This is a genomic window from Collinsella sp. AF16-8 (assembly GCF_003462695.1).
In the GTDB taxonomy this organism is placed as follows: Bacteria; Actinomycetota; Coriobacteriia; order Coriobacteriales; family Coriobacteriaceae; genus Collinsella.
The window spans coordinates 123456-141040 of record NZ_QRXX01000005.1 but is presented as its reverse complement, the minus strand read 5'-3'; the positions used below and the strand labels follow the sequence as shown (position 1 = coordinate 141040).

Below are 17585 nucleotides of genomic sequence, written 5' to 3'. Positions count from 1 at the left end.
GGGCTACTCCTCCGCGCCCTGGCCGTTGCCCTCGTCCTCGGAGGGGGCGCCATCCTCGACGCGTGGCACGGGCTCGTCGAGAGCGAACACGCCGTCGGCAGAGCTGTCGTACTCGGCGCAGATCTCGGAGTACGTGAAGTCGGGGTGACGGAATACCTTCGGGCGCTTCATCTTCGCGGCGTCCTCGTAGAGGTAGAGCAGCACCTTGCTCTTGAACGCCTCGTCGAAGGCCTCGTCGTCATCCAGTGCGGACTCCGTGAGGAAGAACGGGCCCAGGAGCTTGTCCTCGTTGACGCGCGCTTTGCCCTTGAGCAGGCCGTTGATGGCGTGGCGAAGGACGTTCCACTCCACGGGCTCGCGCTTCGCGCCGATGCGCACGACTTTGCCGGCGTACTTTCCCTCGCCCTCGTCGATTCCCATGTAGCGAAACTCCCAGCGGCGCTTGAAGGCGGTGTCCATCGGGAACACGCCCTGGTCGGCGCTGTTCATAGTTGTCCAAATGTAGAGGTTGGAGGGCAGGCGCATCGCGTTCACGCGATGCGCGACGTTCTCCTCGTGGCTGTAGAGCCCCGGGGCCTCGTCCGCGCACCCGGATGCATCGTAGAACTCCTTCCAGAGGAACTCTCCGAGATCGACGGGAACGTCCACGTCGTACTCGCTCACCCCGTCGCCTTTGCGGTCGAGCAGTTGGAATACGTCGCCGAACACTGCGGCGGGGTTCGCGCGGTTGATCTCCTCAACGATGAGGAGGTAGTCCTCATTGGGATGGGTCTTCGCCTCGACGTAGCTCTTCACGAGGGGTCCGGGGACGAACTCATAGGAGATGTAGGGCCTCCTCATGTTCTCGGACAGCGACTCGTCGGGCTTCTGCTCGGGCCACTGCATCGTCGGCTTGTAGCAGCCCACGAAGGAGGCATAGCTGTAGTCCGGGTGGAACGTGACGCGACGCGTGTGCGCCTTATCGAAGTGCTCCCCGGCGAGTTTGTTCAAGCTGTGCGACTTGCCGGTGCCGGGGGCTCCAAAATAAATAAGATTATAAGGAAGTTTAACCTCGCTGGCTTCACTGGTCTCAGCGGTCTTAGTTTCAGCATTAGACGACAAATCAGAGTAGTCCACTCTTGCTGTATTGAATGACGTGAAAGCCCTAGACTTGTAATCATTAAGTTCGGCTTTGTTCACGCCCTTGGCAAGGATGACGTTTTTCGCATTATTAGTCGAGATGGGCGAGAGCCAGGGATTGAGACCGTCGATAATAAGGTTCTTAACTGCCCTTACGGGGCCTTTCGGATCGCTGTTGGTACACGTTAAGACTTTTTTCGTCTCTAATTCATTTGCGGAAAGCAGGGCGTCGTACACACATGGAAGAGAATATAAATAGCCATTCACGTCATTATCTGTTTTGCAGACGACCTGATCAGAGAAAATGCCAAGCATTCGAATTAGTCGATTCTCAACGACGTGATCAAGCTCTTTTTTCGATTGAAGCCATGCAAACAGCACCGTGATATATTCAATCGGACTTGTGGAGATAAGAATTCCAATCAAATCAATATTGCTCGTAAGCCTAATTACTCGGTCACCTCTGACCAGTTCGCCATCTTTCTTTATACGCTCGGCCGAACGAGGAGAACCAACCGTGCTTACTCGCGCAAGACGCCATACTAGGCACAAAACAGCATCCAAGGATTCAATTTGCGCTTGAAAAAGTGACACAGTATTAAGGCCTAGGTCAGTCTCTTTCACAGGTACATTGAGACTATTGGCATAGCTAAGCAGCAGCTTTAAACTGGACTCACCGTCAACCAGTTCGTTGGCAGGCGTGATCGTCATTTTCGCAGGCTTCTCTTTTGCCAGCCACAATAGAATCAGCAACGCAAGCGTTCGTTTGGGATCCTTTACCACTGAGCTGGATACCCACAGCCTAGGGCTAATTGGTTCGCGAAACTCGAGCTTACTGGGAAGCAGCACGGTTCACCACTCCTTACGATTTGAGGTCATGCATGATCTGCTCGGCAATTGCCTTACCAAGCAGGGGTGGGACAGCGTTGCCGACTTGCTTCATCTGTGACGACTTGGCCCCATAGAAATGATACGTGTCCGGAAAGGATTGGATGCGAGCAGCCTCCCGAGTGGTTATCGCTCGGTTCAGGAACGGGTGCGTGAACTCGCCCGATGACGGCGTGTCGTACCGCGTAGTGATCGTCCTCGCGATGCCATCCTTCTTCATCCGGCACCAAGTGCCGCTGTAGATGGACTTGGTGAGGTGCTCGGTGGGGAGCATCTCCTTGCCGTGCTCGGGCGGAATCATCCTCAGTCGCTCCAGGGTGATCTTAGAGTGCGCGGTCGCGATGTGGTTGTAGAGCTCGGTCGACCCATCGCGCATCATGCGTTGGTATGCCGATTGTGGCTTGTTGCGGTATTTTGAGACTTCCTCGCCTTCTCCGGATTCCAAATAGGCGAGGTCGCTAATGGCGTCCCATATGGTCGCGGATCGGCCGTAGGGGGCCGGGAGGGCGACGGTCTCGTCGGCGTCAAGTTTACCGATGATGCAAGTACGGTGCCTATCCTGCGGCACGCCGTAATCAGCAGCACAAAGGACGCCGCAGTTGACGGCATAGCCCAGGGCGCTGAACAGCTCCACTATCTCGTTCTTGAAGTAGCCGTTCTCGGTCGTCAGGAGGGTGGGGACGTTCTCGATGACGAAGTACTTCGGCTTCACGAACTTGACCACGTCGTAGTACTTGAGGAAGAGGAAATTCCTCGGGTCGTTGATGCTCTTCCTCTGGCCCTTCTGGGAGAATCCTTGGCAGGGAGGGCCGCCGATGACGATGGTCGTCTTGCCCGCGTACTCGGAAAAGGTCTTCTCAATATCGAGGTCACGAATATCGGCGACCACCATTTTGGTATCCGGCCGATTGCGTGTGTATGCCTCGGCAATAGACGGATCGAACTCATTTGCAATCTTCACGTCGAAACCGGCCATTTCGAACCCAAGAGAAAGGCCGCCCACGCCGGCAAACAAATCAATTACTGTCGGTTTCGTCATAGCTCGTCCTGGATCCTCTTGGTTGCGATGTCGTAATAGGACTTCTCTAGTTCAATGCCGGTAAAACGTCTTCCGTCGCGAACCGCGGAAACCCCGGAGCTTCCGCTGCCCATGAAGGGGTCGAGCACGAGGTCGCCCGGATTGGAAAGCTTCTCAACGAAGAAGTCCATGAGCGCGACGGGCTTCTGGGTCGGGTGCTTGCCGTACTCGCGCTCTCGCTTCGGGGTGACCGGGGACTCGAAGAAGTCGTGAACGGCCTTGCCGTCGTTGTTGAACGTGCCGACTCGCGCTCCATACGTGAAGTAGATCCACGATTCGGTGGAATTCACGAAGTGAAGATTCATGTTCCTCGGCATGGGGTTCTGCTTATGCCATGTCCCGGTTGTCTTGTAATAGAACCCGTGCTTTACGGCCTGCGTGATAATCGACTCGACCTTGATGACCGCCATGAATACGATCATGGAACCACCCGGCTTCATGACACGGGCGGCTTCCTCAAAGAACGAGTCCATGGACTCGTTCCATTCCTCGTACTCGAGGTTGTCCCAGCCCGCCGCCCCGAAGTAGTTATCTCGGAGCGCCTTGAGGTTCGTTGCGCGCTCCTTCATGAACAGGCCGAGGTTATAGGGAGGGTCGGTAAGAATAAGGTCAACTGAATCGCTAGCGAGGCCATGAAGGGCTTCCAGACAGTCGCCGTTGATCAAGGTTGGCTCAAAGTGTTCGCTCTGATTATCGGGTTTTTCACAATCCGTCTCGGAGCAACGTCCCTCCGTCCACGCGTCAACGGCGCTGTATTTGAATCTCCACTGGTGGCCGACCTTCTGGGCGGGAAACTCCTTGGTTTTAATCCAGCTGCGAATCGTTTCCGGGGTCACTCCAACATGGGAGGCTATATCCTTCATAGTCACCCAAGACTCTTCCATCATTGCCCCCGAACAAGAAATAACGCGAATTAGCAGAAAATAGCGCGATTATAAAGCCGGGTTGCGCCAATGTATAGGCTTGACCTACGATGGAAATCTGCATGCGAGCTCGGACAGGCAAAGTTAACGCAAACAACATCTTTTGCCGCCCAGCGCCGGCAAACACTGCTGCGCGACGCCCACGCGCGCATGATGTTCACGGGGCGCCGCCGTCACGTACTCCGCCGCACACGTCAGTGGTTGCCATCCTTGGCGGCGGGCATCCCGCCGTGTGTTTGTTAACGTCGTGATTACGGGTTTGGTCACATCCGTTTTTCGGAATTGAGCATGAGCGCTAGCTGCTCAGGAAGTTCGGCGGGTACGGCCTTCTCGTGCTCGACGAGTGGCTGCTGAACAAGCCCGACGACCTGTTCAGGGCGATGCTGCTCGAGCTCATGGAGCTGCGCTGCGGTTCGTCCTCGACCGTCTTCTGCGCGCAGTACAGGTCGAAGGGCTGGCACGCCAGGTTGGGCGGCGGGATTTACGCCGGGGCGATCATGGACAGGATCGTGCACGGCACTGTCTGGCTAGAGATGGGAGACGTCAACATGCGCGACATATACGGCTGACGGTGCTGAACGGACACCGGCGGTACCGATTCACGATACCGCCGGTACTGTCCCGCAATATTCGCGGTACGGAAACGCATAAATACTCACAATACTGGTACCGTCATGATTTATCCAGCGGCGATTATGGCGCGTATAGACGATGCTGGGCGCCCATGTCTGATTCAAGATTCAAATTTGCTACGAGCGCGCTCTAATAGTCAATACGTCGTATACGGGTTGTGTTACTCTTTTTGTGAACGGCGGAGCCCTTTATGGATGGCTTCGCCGTTCACCGTTAAATAGCGGCACTTTCAATCTCCTGGTTATATTGACTGAATAAAATGTTGATTGTTCAGATTGGAGGCGGCTATGGTTCAACCGAAAACCCAAGGAAATCACCGAGCATATCCAAAGGAGCTGGCGATATATGTCGAGCGTATCCTATTGGAGGAAACCGATGCTGGGCTTGGCAAAGGGTTGAGCGTTTCGGACATAATGGCGGAGCTTAAAGCTCGTTATGGATATGAAGTTAAGCGTGACACAGTGCAGGGCGTATTGAACGCACTTGTTGATTCTGGATCAAAAAAGCCTTCGCTCTGCAATAATGCGGGCGTCAGTCCGTTAACCGAGATGAATAGAATCGACCTCGACAACAGTTGCCTGAATCCGTTCTACACAGTGATTGCAAGTCGGTTGGCATGTAAGGGCGAGCGACTGACGAATGGTGAGGGGGATCCTGCTCCTAAAAATGCGAAGCACCTGTACAGCATAGAGCGTCAAATTGATGGTGCGCAAATTGAGCATTTGTGCCGTCTCATCGAAGCTTCTACGGGTGTAGGTGGAGCCGACGCGCTCGAGCATGCAGTTCTTCGCCTGCTGTGCGGCGAAGAAAGGCAGCAGATTGAAGATCGTTTGGCTCAAGAAAACGCCCTGCTCAAAAGCGGCAGAATTGCAAATATGGAAGCAACGCTTGCAAATTTGAAGTTATTGGAAAAGGCCATTAGCCAAAGGCAGAGAGTCCGCTTTCGAACTTCTGATAAGGGGCGACTGCATAGCCATACGCCATATCATCTATGCATGCACGATGGCTACTACTACCTGTTTGTGGGTCACAAGGGTGCTGCGAGGTCTTTTGACGCAATTCGAGTTGATAGCCTGCGGGATATAACCATTGCTGGACCAGTGGATGATGCAAAAGGTCGTTTTGAAGCGATGGCCGAAGAGGCGAAAAGGTTCTCTCGTGCTGGCGTGAACAGGATGTTTAGTGACGATATAGTTACGGTTCGCGTAAGGTGCCATAGCCAGGCAAAGGAGAAGTATCTTTTAGCCGAATTTGCCGGGAACGATGGGTTTCGGTGCGAGACGCAGGACGGGCACCCAAATCCAGAGTATTCGTTTATGGCATCGTATGACGGCATGAAAACATGGGCGATGAAGTGGCTCGATGTGTTTGAGATACTTCAACCAAAGAAATTGCGCGATGACGTCGTGGACATCATTGGACATAAATGTATCTATGTGAGTGCGAGGACTGATTCAAATGACCCCTGCTGAGAAAAAGCAAGCAATTGGCGATGCGTTGGATTACTGGTATTTGCTCGATTTTTTGAGCCAAGGCGACCAACCCGAAGATAAGAAAAATCCGCCTAGGCCCAGAAAAGGAATGCTTGATGACTGCTTTGTTCCAGAAGAGCGGGACGACCAGTACTTAAGGACGCCTTTTGAAGAAGCGAGAGAACGTGCGGATAGTGTCACAAACGGCGAAAACTGGCCGATCTCAACGATTTATTGTCACCTGGGCTCCGTTCCGCGCGAAGCGGTCATGACTTATATTGCAGAAAAACCGGGGAATGAAATCGAAAAAGAGGATGAGTGCATGACGGTCGCACTATTAGGTGTGAGTCCTGATGGTCAATTTGTCAGCCTTGAGTTGTCCTCTTTATTTTGGTGGTTGAAGAGGAACGTCGGGAATAGCCTAAATGCCATCGTTAGCTTTGAGAAAGAGCAGGATGAAATCCGCAATAAAATCAACGAAAAACTCAATGGAACAAAGCTGACATATGGTGTCATTAGGGACCTTGTCGATAGTTGCGTCCGACCAATGATTGAGGGGATTGCCAGCTGCCTTCCCGACGGTGACGGGGCTGAACGTATCAGCGAGTGGTGTTCAAGGCTGCTTGTTGAATATAGAGCAATGAAGCCAAAGGACAATGGGGGCGATGCGTACCCAGTGTTCGACCAATCGCTCTGTCACTCATTTTTCGCAAAAGATATTTCCCGGATAAATGAGCAGTGCAAGTCAGGGTCATTCGACGATTTGGATAAGGGGCCGCTGCCTCTAGTCGCCGCTTACCTTGAAGGCGGCTTGAGGGAGGAGTCTGCCTGTGGAGAGATTGATCTTCTGGGCGGCGAAGACGATGATGATCTGACTGCCCGTGCAGATTTTTTTTCTGAAGTGTTGGGAGCCGGCGCTACACCTATCGGTCGCTGGCCGAGTAAATACTCCTTGAGTTTGATGCAACAAGTGGCGGTAAATCTTGCGGTTGGTCGTGGCGGTTCGACACGCAAATACCCCGCAAACGACGTTATGTCGGTTAACGGTCCCCCGGGCACGGGAAAAACAACCCTGCTCAAGGACATCGTTGCGGCTAACGTTGTCGAAAAAGCCCGTCTGCTGTGCGAATATGACAAGCCCGATGACGCCTTCGAAGAGGTGGAACTTAGCAAAGATTATCTCAAGTATGCTGAGAATCCATATCGCTTCAAAAAGGGCAGGACCGGAGATGCGATAAATAGTCTCAGCATTTTGGTCTGCTCGACAAACAATGCAGCAGTTGAGAATATCGCCAAAGAGCTTCCTGATGGAAAGGCGTTCTGGGAGGGTATAGACGAATCTGAGAAAAAGGAGTTTCTAGAGTCAGATTTGTCCAACATTGTTTGGGGAAAGAAAAACGAGCAGAAACCGGTGGATGATTTCTATTTCTCTTCGGCGCTCGTTGACAATAATGGCAATCTTCGCGACCCTGCGCATCCTGGGCTTATGATTGCGGCATGTCTGGGAAACCGTAGGAATATTAATAATTTCAGAGATTGCGAGCTTTCTTCGCTGCAGTTTAGCGGCGGGCTGGGAAAGGGCAAGCGGTTTTCTAAGGCGAAGAAACTGTTTCTTGTTCAATACAAAAAGGTATCCGATCGATTCGATCGAATGGAGGAACAAGCCGCTAAGAAACGCGAGCTTCTGAACCTTAAATCGCGTTTGCCTCAATTGGATCGTGAGTGTCAAAAGGACGAGCGAAAGATAGTTGAAGAGCTGACAATCGAAACGGTATGCCTGCCTCATCCTTTTGAAGGCGGTGCTGCAGGCGATGTCCGGAAATATCTTGATGACATTGCGAAGTATACCGCCGATTATGAGGAGAGAAAGAGAGCGCTCGAAAAAGAGCTGCGCGATGCGGAAGAAAAGGCCAGTGGACGGATCTGGAGCATTTTGTATAAGGGTCGCGTGTCCGATTGCCGTGAAGAGCTCGATTCCTTTATGCAGCAAACCAAGTCGGAGCAGAAACTTGTTGAGCTGCGTACGGGATTTGAGGACAAATACGAAGAATTAGAGAATGAAAAGAAGAAACTAGTCTCTTTGCAGGTGAAGATTAAGGGGTTAGAGGACGTAGTCAAGGGCACTAAATCTGTCGAGACGATTGACGAGCGTTTTGTTGAGTCTATCTCAAAGGGGGATAACGAAAGCCGAAAGAGCGCTCATCTTTATAATCCATCCGATGACGATGAACTAAAAAAGGAGCGTAACCTGCTATTTCTGTACGCGCTGCAGGTGACACGCGAGTTCATTCTCGAATCAAAATGCATGCGGAACAACATTACGTTTCTACGAACATACTGGGGAGCTAAAGACAAAGGCGCCGATTCTGGCAAAAAGGAGTTGATAGAGTTCACGCAAGCCGACAGACGGAAGATGGCCCCTGCGCTTTTTCAGGCACTCGGTTTGCTTACCCCAGTGATTTCTTCCACATTTGCGTCGATTGGTCGCATGCTTGAGGATGTTCAGATTGGTGGGGCTGTACCCCTGTTCGGCCTGTTGATTATAGATGAGGCTGGACAGGCGGTGCCGTATGCCGCTTTGGGTGCCCTTGCCCGCAGTCGACGTGCAATGATTGTCGGCGACCCTTCTCAGATTGAGCCTGTGATTACTGGGGATGTTAAGGAGCTCCGCGCTACCCTTGGTAAAAAAGTATTGCTGCCGTTTAAGGGAGACATGGCTTCGGTCCAACGACTTGCCGATGCCGTTAATCCCTATGGCCATCTGCGCAGCAATGGCGAGGGTGATCAATGGATTGGTTGCCCGCTTGTGGTTCATCGTCGCTGCATATCGCCCATGTTCGATATCTCGAATGAAATTTCGTATCAGGGCTCCATGCTTAACGAGACGGCTAATCCAAAAAAGGATCTCGCTGGCAGCTTTTATCTAAAGTCCTCACAGTGGATCAATGTTGCAGGATTTGAACGCGGCAATCGCGACCACTATGTTGATGCTCAGGGCGACAGAGTGTACGAGATTGTCAAGGAGGCTTTTAGGAAAACGGCGGCTGCGACTAAGAAAAAAGCCGGCGGGTCGGGTGAGCATGAAGAGTGTTCTATTCCGAGCCTCTATATCATTTCTCCGTTTAAAACTGTTGTCAGCGGGCTTAAGAATAGGCTGTTAGAAGAGACGCCTGAAGGAATAGCAGAGCGTGCTTGGAGTGCATTCGCAAAGTTTAATATTGGTACGGTTCATACGTTTCAAGGCAAAGAAGCCCATCAGGTGATATTTGTCTTGGGGTGCGATACAAGTCGTAGTTGTGAAGGTGCAATCAGGTTTGTAAATCCAAATATCGTGAATGTTGCGGCAAGCCGAGCTAAGTATCGCCTTTACGTAATTGCTGACTATGCAGCGTGGAAGATTAATGAGAACGTTGCAACGATGAAGCGAATTCTCGACACGGCATGGGTTGAGCATTGGGAAAAGTACCAGACAACTGGAGCTATTGAGGAGCTCAATGCGGCGAAAGATATGTTGCCGCGAGGAGAATCTCTTCCACGGGAGGCAACTGACGCGGACGAGGAACATGTCAATGAAGATGATTGGTGTTCTGATGTAAGCACCGATTCCTATTTGGACAATGTGAGCGAAGCGTTTAAAAGCTTTAATCTGGATGCAGAAGACTGTCGAATCATAGGCTTCTCTTCGCGCGAAGCTCTTCAAAGCGCATTTGCTGATTGCGCGTGCGACCAAAATGGCAAAAATAGGGTGCTTGAGAATATCGAACAGGGGCTTCTTCTGTGCAAGATATTTGGCATTGGCAGTGTTGGTACCGATAGCGATTCAGATTGCGCATTTTGCCTGCTAATGTTCTGCCGCGCGGCAGAGAGATACTTGCGTTTGAAATTGTTGCCGGCCTTAAAGGCCATTGCTCCCGATTATGTTGTTGCAAGAAAGCCGCTCAAGGAGCTTGAGAGCCTTAACCTCGGTCAATACAAAGGATTAATTGAAAAAAAGAGTGAGCTACTGGCATCCTCTGTTCGAGTTGAAAATACAGAGCTGACGCAGGCGTCAAAGGGGGACTGGTGGAGGACGCTCGGCGAAACGTTGGGTCAATTCACTAAATTTCGTAATAGCGCCTGTCATACCGATCGAGAAGAGATGGTTAGCGCGGGCGAGGTCTGGCTGGCGCTTCAATGTCTTTTCACTGCTTTTCAGCTTGATGAACATGGCCATAAGAGTGTGGAAATCATGCGAGAGGGCGTTGTTTACGAAGCGGCTTTTGCGGGGGCCGAACGTTTGCCGGTCTGTTACTCAATGGATCAGGCGGAAGCTAAAGGCTATGCCTCGATTTCGAAAATACTGAGCGTAGGTGGCTCAAGGATTAGGGCAGCAAAGGCCAATAACATTCTGATGAAACAAGGGTACCTGCGACTTTTCGATGAAGGCGAAGAGAGCGTGCAGAAATGCAAAGTTCCGTCCGCTAAGGGTTTGAGTCTGGGTGCAATCACTGTGCGCGGTGAAAAGGGGGACGGTGAAGTGTACTTCTATGCGCAGTATCCGAAAGTGAAGGCAAAGGATATATGCAACATAATTGAACGCGAGTCATGAGCCATCTCAAAGTCAAGTGAGTTTTAGGGTAAAGCCCGCAATCTAACGCTATATAGCGGTAGATTGCGGGTTGCTTTTTATCTCTTTTCACTATTCTGCAGGTGTCAGTTGTTTGAAGGGAGATTCAAAGATGCTTGAGTCCAATTGTATTTATATTTGCGACGAGTCGAATGAGGCGAATCTCACGTGCACGCTGTTGCAGATGAAGCAGATGGTTGACGAGGCAATTGATCTTGCCTATGAGCTCGAGGACTCCTCTGTTGCTTGCAAGGGAGTTGGTGACGACTTGTTGGCCACGTGGGAGTCGTTGTGCTACTGCAATGCCGCCGTCCACGAGCTTATTCAATCTGTTCTGCTTGAGCGTAAAGAGACCCTGCGATTTGATGAATTACAAATGCGTAATGATGAAGTGCCCGAGCGGCCAATATGCCGATAACAACATTTGTTTGTCTCTGGGGGCAACAGCCTTGTTCAATCCCTCGAAGACAGTGTTTTCTTACATTAGCTTGCGAACGTAGCCTTCTTTGAAAGGAAAAACATGAACACTTCTATCCAAATTCCGTCCAGCGCCGTTGAGTCTGCACCCCGCACCGCCAAAGGCGAGGTCGTCAAGCTCGTGCAGGGCGCGCTGCTCATCGCCGTCGCCGCATTCGCCGCCGTCGGTATCGCCTCTGTCGCCGCTCCGTTCTGCGTCTGGAAGGGCGAGGTCGCGCTGTTCCTGAACGAGTCGTTCCACACCAACTGCTCCGTTTCCGCGATTGCGGAGTACGCGTCGGCGGCGCCTGGGTCCGATTGGGCGTCAATGCTCGTGGCCGCGCTCGTCGCGGCGTACCCGGCCTACCATGCCGTTTGGCGCGTCCGCGAGGGTTTTGGGCTCAGCTGCGATGCCCCGGTGTTCAGCAGGCGCGTGTCGCGCCTTCTCGCCGCGGTGAGCGCTTGTTTGCTGTTGGCGATGCTGTTCATGGGCTATGGAACGAGTTGGCTCATCAACGGCAGTGCGATGGGTGACCAGGGCCTTGTTGAGTCGGGGCACAATGTATGGGCCGTTTCCATCATGATCATGCTGGGCTGCGCCCTGATGTGCCTGTTCAAGTGGTTTCTCGCCAAGGGCCCCGGACGCAATTTCGGCAGCGGCTTTGCCGTCGAGCTTGTCCGCCTCGCCGACGTCCTGCTGAAGCGCGCGAGCTCGAACCTGGTGCTGTGCTACGTGGCCGAGCTGCTCGCCTGCCTGCTGGCGCTGGCCTTCATCGCCGTGGCCTATGTCGTCGTGAGCGTGGCCATCGCGCTCGCGTTCGCAGCCGTGGCCCTGGTGGTGTGCCTTGCCGGGATTCCCGTTATCCTTGCTGCCTCGTGGCGCAGGTAGCGGGGCGATCATGCGAGTTCTTATCGTAGCGTGAGAAAAACTTGCAGAAATCGCAAGTTCTTTTCACGCGATGAGAAAAACTTGCAGATTGGCGCGAGGACGACGGCCCTCCGCGTGAGCGCGGTTTTGATATTGCTTGTTAATGTGTCCGAACGGTTGATTGGAGACAAAATGTACCCGAACTATGAGTGCAACAACTATCCCATGAACATTACGGATGATGACGGCCCGTTCCTGATCATGGAGGCGGAGCTGTCTGGCGACGTCGAGCTCAATGATGAGTTTAAGAAAGACGCCAGCTATAGATATTCGTGTGCGACTGTTTCTGCGGCGATCGATCTTTGCAAGTCAATGACGGACGGCGATGCCGATCCCTGGTATGAAAGTTGGGAGAAGGCGGTTGAGCGTTATCCGCTCGAGAAATGCGAGGATGCGACAACGCTGTATTGGATTGAGCCGACCGATCCGTACAAGGCGCTGTGCGCCTTCCATCCCCATCCCGATCTTGAGCGGTACGCGGCTGAGGCAATTGACGCCGTTGACACCTATCTGCTGGAGCGCGAGTACTGTCCCTTTACGATCAACCACTTAGATCTAAAGGATGTTGACGTCCTGCTCAGCGCTGCTTGGGGATTGGCTCGAGTCCTTAAAGAAATTTGGGGAACTTGCGACCCTGATGTTATGGAAAAGATTGAGGATGCTACGTACAGTGCGCATATAACGGTTAGGGACCTGATCGCGGGTGAAGAGGCGGTCAAAGCTAGCTCGAAGTCCGATGAGAATCTTTAGCCGCCGCGCTGATCGGCGCGCCTGATTGACAGGCTGTCGGAAAAGTCCGGACAGCCTGTCAACCCCGGCCGTTACATCGTCCCCTTACTCGCGGCGTAATGTCCCGCCTGCTTAAGGGCATCCTCGTAGGCGCGCTGTTTTGCTTCGTACTCTTGCGCGCAGCGCTCCTGTTCTGCTTGCCCGGGAACAGGCACGGTCATGCTTCGCAGGTCTTTAGGAGATAGCTGCGCAAGCGAGTCTCCGTGTGAGGAGGCTAAGAGTTTCTGCTGTCCTTCATCGGATGACAGGTAGGCTAAGAAGAATCGTGCTAGTAGTTCATCTTTAAAGGATGCGCAGAAGACGACATCGCAGGGGACAATGAGTTTAGGGCATAACTGAGGTTTCTGAGGCACCGGCTCGCGCCTCATGCTTCCCGGCACTACGAGGGCCAGCTTAAATGGTGGTCCGAAGCGTGAGATCAGTATGCAGGTTTCATACTCGCCCAGCGGTTTGAGACGATAGAAAAGACCTGGATCCGTATCGCCCATATCGTAAATATCCGTGTCGGATACGCGCTCGGGTAGATCTTCGAAACCGATAACCGTTCCATCGACTAAGTGTTTAAGCGATAGGTAGTAGCAGTCAATTCGTCGGTCCGTTCTGCTAAGACCCATCTGTGGCATCTTTAAAAGAGTGCTACGGGGAATGCCGCGGCGTATGTCCGCTACGCTGCCAAAGCGAACGAAGGACTCCTCTGCAAAAGAGGTGCTTTTAGCACTGGGAAGTAAAGGCCAGATTTTTTCGGCACCTCGATCGCCGAGACGCCAATGCGTCACATCGGTTGTCTTGGCGTAAGCATAACTAATCGAGTCTTGGATCTGATGCATGAGCTCGCTTGTCATGGGCTTGTTGTCAAATGACCGCCCATCAAAGAGGAAATATGGCTCGTTGGGTTTACGGTCGCTCAGAAATAGTAAGGCGTAGCCATCGCTATTGGCGGCGATCGTATTGGGAAGTAACACTATCGCTGTCAATAGTCCAAGCTGGCAGAGCAGGCGGCGCCCGTCTGCGGCGCGTGCCAGGTTGAGCAATCGGTTGGAGACTTGTACGACCGCAATGGAATCCGGGCGTTCACACGCAAGGGAAGCAGCGAGAAAAACGTAATACCATTCGCTGACCGAAAGCGGGCTTGGTACATCGACAAGTGTTTGCAGTTGACGGGCCCTCGACGTAAGGAAATCCCGAACATGCTCATCTGCAATTTCGAGCGAGGGCTCAAATTGAGTGAGGGGGATTTGCTCGGGGGGTCTGCAGTAGATGAGCGTGGGCTCATCGGTACGGGGCACGGCACCCGATTCTGGCGTTGAGGCAAAGACATCGGCTTTGGTAAATGTAAAAGACGGATCAGCGGATGTGCCGCGAGTTCTAAAGTCGGTGCTTTCGGGGTCCTTAAGGTCGATGCCCCAGATAGACCATGCGGGTCCATTTGCATAATCTTGGGCAAACTCAAAATCTCGGCAGCACAGCTCGATAAGCGTATGAGTTTTTAGCGTTGGCTGGAGTTTTGAGACCATAAAGGAAACCAGGTTTGCAAGAAATGCGCTGCTATGAGGCTCTGGATCCTGATTGTAGGCATGATAAAGGCCTAGCTTTGCTTGTTCTGCGCGAGACAGAAGCACGATTGCCTCCTCGGACATGCGTTGTGCGATATGGAGTGCGTCGTTGTTGGCAATGGCACGACGCGGTCAATTCATATTATCAGCCCAACTCCGATGAATTTGAAATTGAGTGTTTATAGCTTAACCCACGGGGGTATCAACTGCGTTAAGCTTTTAGAAATAAAATTCTAAAAATGAACGGGCTTTCGGACCAATATGTCATCAGCAATGAAAGGACAGCTAATGAACGGATGCGACATGTACAGAATCGAGCCGGACGCCCCCAAGAAGCCAACGGCGATGAATATTTTCGGCATGATTCTGCAAACTGTCTTTGCGGTTGTACTCTACGTGGTCGCCGTCGACATGATGTGCTTGCTGACGACGTGGCTCGGCGGGTTTATGTTCGAGATTAGCGAGAGCAACACGGTGATCCCGCTCCATTCATGGCGCCTGGTGGCGTTTAGGGTGTACTGGGTTGTGCTGGGCGCGGCGTTTGTTGCGGCGCTTGCCCACAAATGGATCGTGTTGTTAACGGGAGGGCGCGAATCCGACATGTGCGAGCTGCTCGGTGTAATTGAGGGTGCCGGCGCATTTGCATCCGTCGTCTGTGCGATTGTCTGTTTGCTGGGCTATGCCGCCGTATTTGATTGGTGGGCCGGCGTTACCGGAAAGATGGCTTCGGATTCCCGCGCCAATGATTACCTGCTTTGGGCTGTTGTCTTAACCATCGGAACGATTGTCGAGTGGCGAATTGTCGAAGGGGTCCTCAAGGCTTTATTCCCTCATGAGTGCTTGTTCCACGGGCTTCGCTTTGCATCCGTCTGCGTGGTTACTCCTCTGCTTGCGCTTGTACCCACCACGCTGGCCATCATCGTGTGCGCGCTGGTGGTGGGCCTTTTTGCCGGGATTCTGTTTGCATCGCTTGCGATCCCCGTGGTTATCGCGGTTATTGGCATTGCCATCGCTATGAGTCGCTAACCCACAACGCAATCCAAATATCTCGCATAAAGAAAGGAACGACCATGTCGGTATTCTCTGACGCTCAAAAGCTTTTGCTGCTTGCCGTACTTACCGCTCTTATGGCTGGTGCCCTGATGTACGAAGTGTTGCATCCCACACTGTTTCCGCTGCTCAAGCAGGGCATTTTGCAGCTGCTCTACCACATTCCGGTCTTTACCCAGCCGGGCAACGTGATCTATCTGGAGTCGGCGACATCGCTGGCACTGTAGGAGTTTATGGGCTCGGGGCCACGTCATAGGTAAGAAAACCAATATAGAAAGGAAAACACCCATGGCTCAGAAGCAGTATCGAAACATCGATCGCTACCGGGACCTGCTCACTCGAATTGCGCCCTCGCGTCTGGTGGAGCAGACGCGTCAGAGTGTTATTGGCCACGAAGGAAGCTTGGAGGCCTTTGTGACGGCGCTGAGCTTTGAGGTCAACCGCTGCGTGATGTTGGCACGCGGCGCCGATCCGCGCGACGTTCTTTCGCCCGCCGCCATTTTGGTGATGGGTTCCACTGGTACGGGAAAGACCCACACCATCAAGGCCGTGGCAGATGCCGCAGGGCTCAAGCTGTTCGTGTTCGATGTCTCCACCATGACGGGCGAGGGCTGGCGCGGTGCCAGCATGATCAACTGCCTATCGCAGGTCGCGGACTATCAGGCTGCGAATCCCGGTGAAATTTGTTTGGTGCTCTTTGACGAGTTTGACAAGGCGGTTCGTGTCGAACCCGATGGGGGAGAAGTTGCATCGAGTTTTAGTCCATCGCAGTCGTTCCTTAAGCTTTTGGAAGGCGGGGAGATGCCGTTCGAATGTGATACCTCCAAGAGTGCGGCTATTAAGACACTCAACCTCGATCAGGTTGTCTGCATTTTGGGCGGCGCCTTTATGGGCTTGGACGCTCTGGTGCGCAAGCGCCTGGGTGACAAGTCTGGCACCACGGTCGGCTTCGGATCCTCGTATGCCGCCGTGCGCACCGCCGCAAAATCGGCAAACGAGCTGCGAGACAGTGCGACCATCGAGGATGTTGAGACTTGGGGTATTATGTCCGAGCTGTGCGGGCGCATTGGCTCGGTGATTAACTTTAACGCCTTGAGCGTGGACGATCTGGTCCAGATTGCGTATGAACAGTACCTACCCAAGCACAACAATATGATGGGAAATGGCGCCAAGATGGAGCTGACGGCAGATGCTGCTCGCCTTGCGGCGAAGCGCGCGGTTAAGGAAGGTGCCGGCGCGCGCGGCATGCTCCGTCAGCTGCGTCCCCTTATGATGTACGCCTGGAGGGACATGCGGGAAGATACCTATATTTCCCGTGCGACCTTGGTCGTGAGCGACGGGGAACTTGCGGTTGCGTACGAGCGCTCTCATGAGCCGCGGGGTTTTTTGCAGGAAGAGATGGGGGAGAATTCGCCCTTTCTGAACGGGAGGGAGATTGAAGCCCTGGCGCTGGTGAACAGCTGGATGGAGCATGAGGACAAGGACGAGCATAGGCCGTATCAGCCCGAGCTTGCTTGGCTGGCGGATTTGATGGACGGCTCGGCGCTCGACAAGATCGTGCAGGGCGGCAAAGCATTCGATCTTGCTGGGGTCTTGTTGCGCGGCGTTCCGTTTGATGGGCCGGAGCGCATTGCCGCCCACGAGCTGCTTAAGGCGTGCGCCTGCTACAACGACGTGCTCTATGCCGATCAGGACAAGTATCGCAACCTTGCCCAGGTGCTTATGCTCACCAAATTGGTGTACAAAAAATCGCCCGATTGCTTGCTGAGCCCGCTCGATGTGGTTATGAACGGCACGACTACGGGCAACGGTTTTCAGGGTCTTGGCGAGTGGGTCGATGCCATGAGCAGGTCCGAAAAGCCTTCGTTGGAAAAGTGGCAGTACCTGGCGGCCGGGGAGGCCCTGCGGATTTACGACCACTTTAGCAAGCGCCCCGACCAGGTTAAGGAGCTTGCCGCCAAGGTGTCCCTGATGCGTGTCGCCCTTGCAGTGATGGACGTTGAGGAGCGTGAGGCATTGGAGTGCGATCTTAAGAAGCTGCTCGCTTCGTGCGAGTAATCGCCGACTGTTTCTCTTTCTTTTCTTTCCCT

13 protein-coding genes are annotated in these 17585 nt (G+C 53.1%); 9 read left to right on the top strand and 4 right to left on the bottom strand.

Annotation, left to right across the window (positions count from 1 at the left end):
• Nucleotides 1-3 precede the first annotated feature (3 nt).
• The 3 genes from DWW73_RS10290 to DWW73_RS05940 form a co-directional block, all read right to left on the bottom strand.
• Nucleotides 4-1434: an AAA family ATPase gene (locus DWW73_RS10290; protein ID WP_255413123.1), complete on the bottom strand. Its 1431-nt coding sequence runs from the start codon at nt 1432-1434 to the stop codon at nt 4-6.
• Between the two features lie 547 nt (nt 1435-1981).
• Nucleotides 1982-3046: a DNA cytosine methyltransferase gene (locus DWW73_RS05945; protein WP_117779009.1), complete on the bottom strand. Its 1065-nt coding sequence runs from the start codon at nt 3044-3046 to the stop codon at nt 1982-1984.
• Entirely contained in the window at nt 3043-3948 is a 906-nt protein-coding gene (locus DWW73_RS05940; RefSeq protein ID WP_233509140.1) for a DNA methyltransferase, read from the bottom strand. The genes DWW73_RS05945 and DWW73_RS05940 overlap by 4 nt, the downstream gene beginning before the upstream one ends.
• 392 nt (nt 3949-4340) lie before the next feature.
• Here DWW73_RS05940 and DWW73_RS05935 point away from each other — a divergent pair, with 392 nt between their 5' ends.
• From DWW73_RS05935 to DWW73_RS05910, 6 genes are all read left to right on the top strand, one after another.
• Nucleotides 4341-4577 (top strand): ATP-binding protein, encoded by a 237-nt coding sequence (locus DWW73_RS05935; RefSeq protein WP_199413472.1) that lies wholly within the window; start codon nt 4341-4343, stop codon nt 4575-4577.
• A gap of 351 nt (nt 4578-4928) precedes the next feature.
• Nucleotides 4929-6113 carry a WYL domain-containing protein gene (locus DWW73_RS05930; RefSeq protein ID WP_117779006.1) on the top strand — a complete coding sequence of 395 codons (1185 nt, stop codon included), beginning with the start codon at nt 4929-4931 and terminating at the stop codon, nt 6111-6113.
• Nucleotides 6100-10701: an ATP-binding protein gene (locus DWW73_RS05925; protein ID WP_117779005.1), complete on the top strand. Its 4602-nt coding sequence runs from the start codon at nt 6100-6102 to the stop codon at nt 10699-10701. Before DWW73_RS05930 ends, DWW73_RS05925 begins: the two co-directional genes overlap by 14 nt.
• A 130-nt stretch (nt 10702-10831) precedes the next feature.
• On the top strand, nt 10832-11137 hold the full coding sequence (locus DWW73_RS05920; protein ID WP_117779004.1) for a hypothetical protein: 306 nt from the start codon (nt 10832-10834) through the stop codon (nt 11135-11137).
• A gap of 102 nt (nt 11138-11239) precedes the next feature.
• Nucleotides 11240-12064 carry a hypothetical protein gene (locus tag DWW73_RS05915; protein ID WP_117779003.1) on the top strand — a complete coding sequence of 275 codons (825 nt, stop codon included), beginning with the start codon at nt 11240-11242 and terminating at the stop codon, nt 12062-12064.
• A gap of 171 nt (nt 12065-12235) precedes the next feature.
• Nucleotides 12236-12853 carry a hypothetical protein gene (locus tag DWW73_RS05910; RefSeq protein WP_147343546.1) on the top strand — a complete coding sequence of 206 codons (618 nt, stop codon included), beginning with the start codon at nt 12236-12238 and terminating at the stop codon, nt 12851-12853.
• Nucleotides 12854-12924: 71 nt separating this feature from the next.
• On the opposite strand, the gene DWW73_RS05905 is transcribed toward DWW73_RS05910, so the two are convergent.
• Nucleotides 12925-14511, bottom strand: a complete 1587-nt coding sequence (locus tag DWW73_RS05905; protein WP_117779002.1) for a hypothetical protein — start codon at nt 14509-14511, stop codon at nt 12925-12927.
• A 222-nt stretch (nt 14512-14733) separates the two neighbouring features.
• Here DWW73_RS05905 and DWW73_RS05900 point away from each other — a divergent pair, with 222 nt between their 5' ends.
• From DWW73_RS05900 to DWW73_RS05890, 3 genes are all read left to right on the top strand, one after another.
• Complete coding sequence (locus DWW73_RS05900) at nt 14734-15471, top strand: hypothetical protein (protein ID WP_117766972.1); 738 nt, start codon at nt 14734-14736, stop codon at nt 15469-15471.
• 44 nt (nt 15472-15515) lie between these two features.
• On the top strand, nt 15516-15722 hold the full coding sequence (locus DWW73_RS05895; RefSeq protein WP_117766970.1) for a hypothetical protein: 207 nt from the start codon (nt 15516-15518) through the stop codon (nt 15720-15722).
• Between the two features lie 61 nt (nt 15723-15783).
• Complete coding sequence (locus DWW73_RS05890; protein WP_117779001.1) at nt 15784-17553, top strand: AAA family ATPase; 1770 nt, start codon at nt 15784-15786, stop codon at nt 17551-17553.
• The last annotated feature ends 32 nt before the right edge of the window (nt 17554-17585 follow it).

Coding starts and splice junctions, on each gene's coding strand:
- DWW73_RS05910 (WP_147343546.1), top strand. CDS start 12,236: ATGTACCCGAACTATGAGTGCAACAACTATCCCATGAACATTACGGAT.
- DWW73_RS05915 (WP_117779003.1), top strand. CDS start 11,240: ATGAACACTTCTATCCAAATTCCGTCCAGCGCCGTTGAGTCTGCACCC.
- DWW73_RS05945 (WP_117779009.1), bottom strand. CDS start 3,046: ATGACGAAACCGACAGTAATTGATTTGTTTGCCGGCGTGGGCGGCCTT.
- DWW73_RS05890 (WP_117779001.1), top strand. CDS start 15,784: ATGGCTCAGAAGCAGTATCGAAACATCGATCGCTACCGGGACCTGCTC.
- DWW73_RS05895 (WP_117766970.1), top strand. CDS start 15,516: ATGTCGGTATTCTCTGACGCTCAAAAGCTTTTGCTGCTTGCCGTACTT.
- DWW73_RS10290 (WP_255413123.1), bottom strand. CDS start 1,434: ATGCTTGGCATTTTCTCTGATCAGGTCGTCTGCAAAACAGATAATGAC.
- DWW73_RS05940 (WP_233509140.1), bottom strand. CDS start 3,948: ATGAAGGATATAGCCTCCCATGTTGGAGTGACCCCGGAAACGATTCGC.
- DWW73_RS05920 (WP_117779004.1), top strand. CDS start 10,832: ATGCTTGAGTCCAATTGTATTTATATTTGCGACGAGTCGAATGAGGCG.
- DWW73_RS05930 (WP_117779006.1), top strand. CDS start 4,929: ATGGTTCAACCGAAAACCCAAGGAAATCACCGAGCATATCCAAAGGAG.
- DWW73_RS05925 (WP_117779005.1), top strand. CDS start 6,100: ATGACCCCTGCTGAGAAAAAGCAAGCAATTGGCGATGCGTTGGATTAC.
- DWW73_RS05900 (WP_117766972.1), top strand. CDS start 14,734: ATGAACGGATGCGACATGTACAGAATCGAGCCGGACGCCCCCAAGAAG.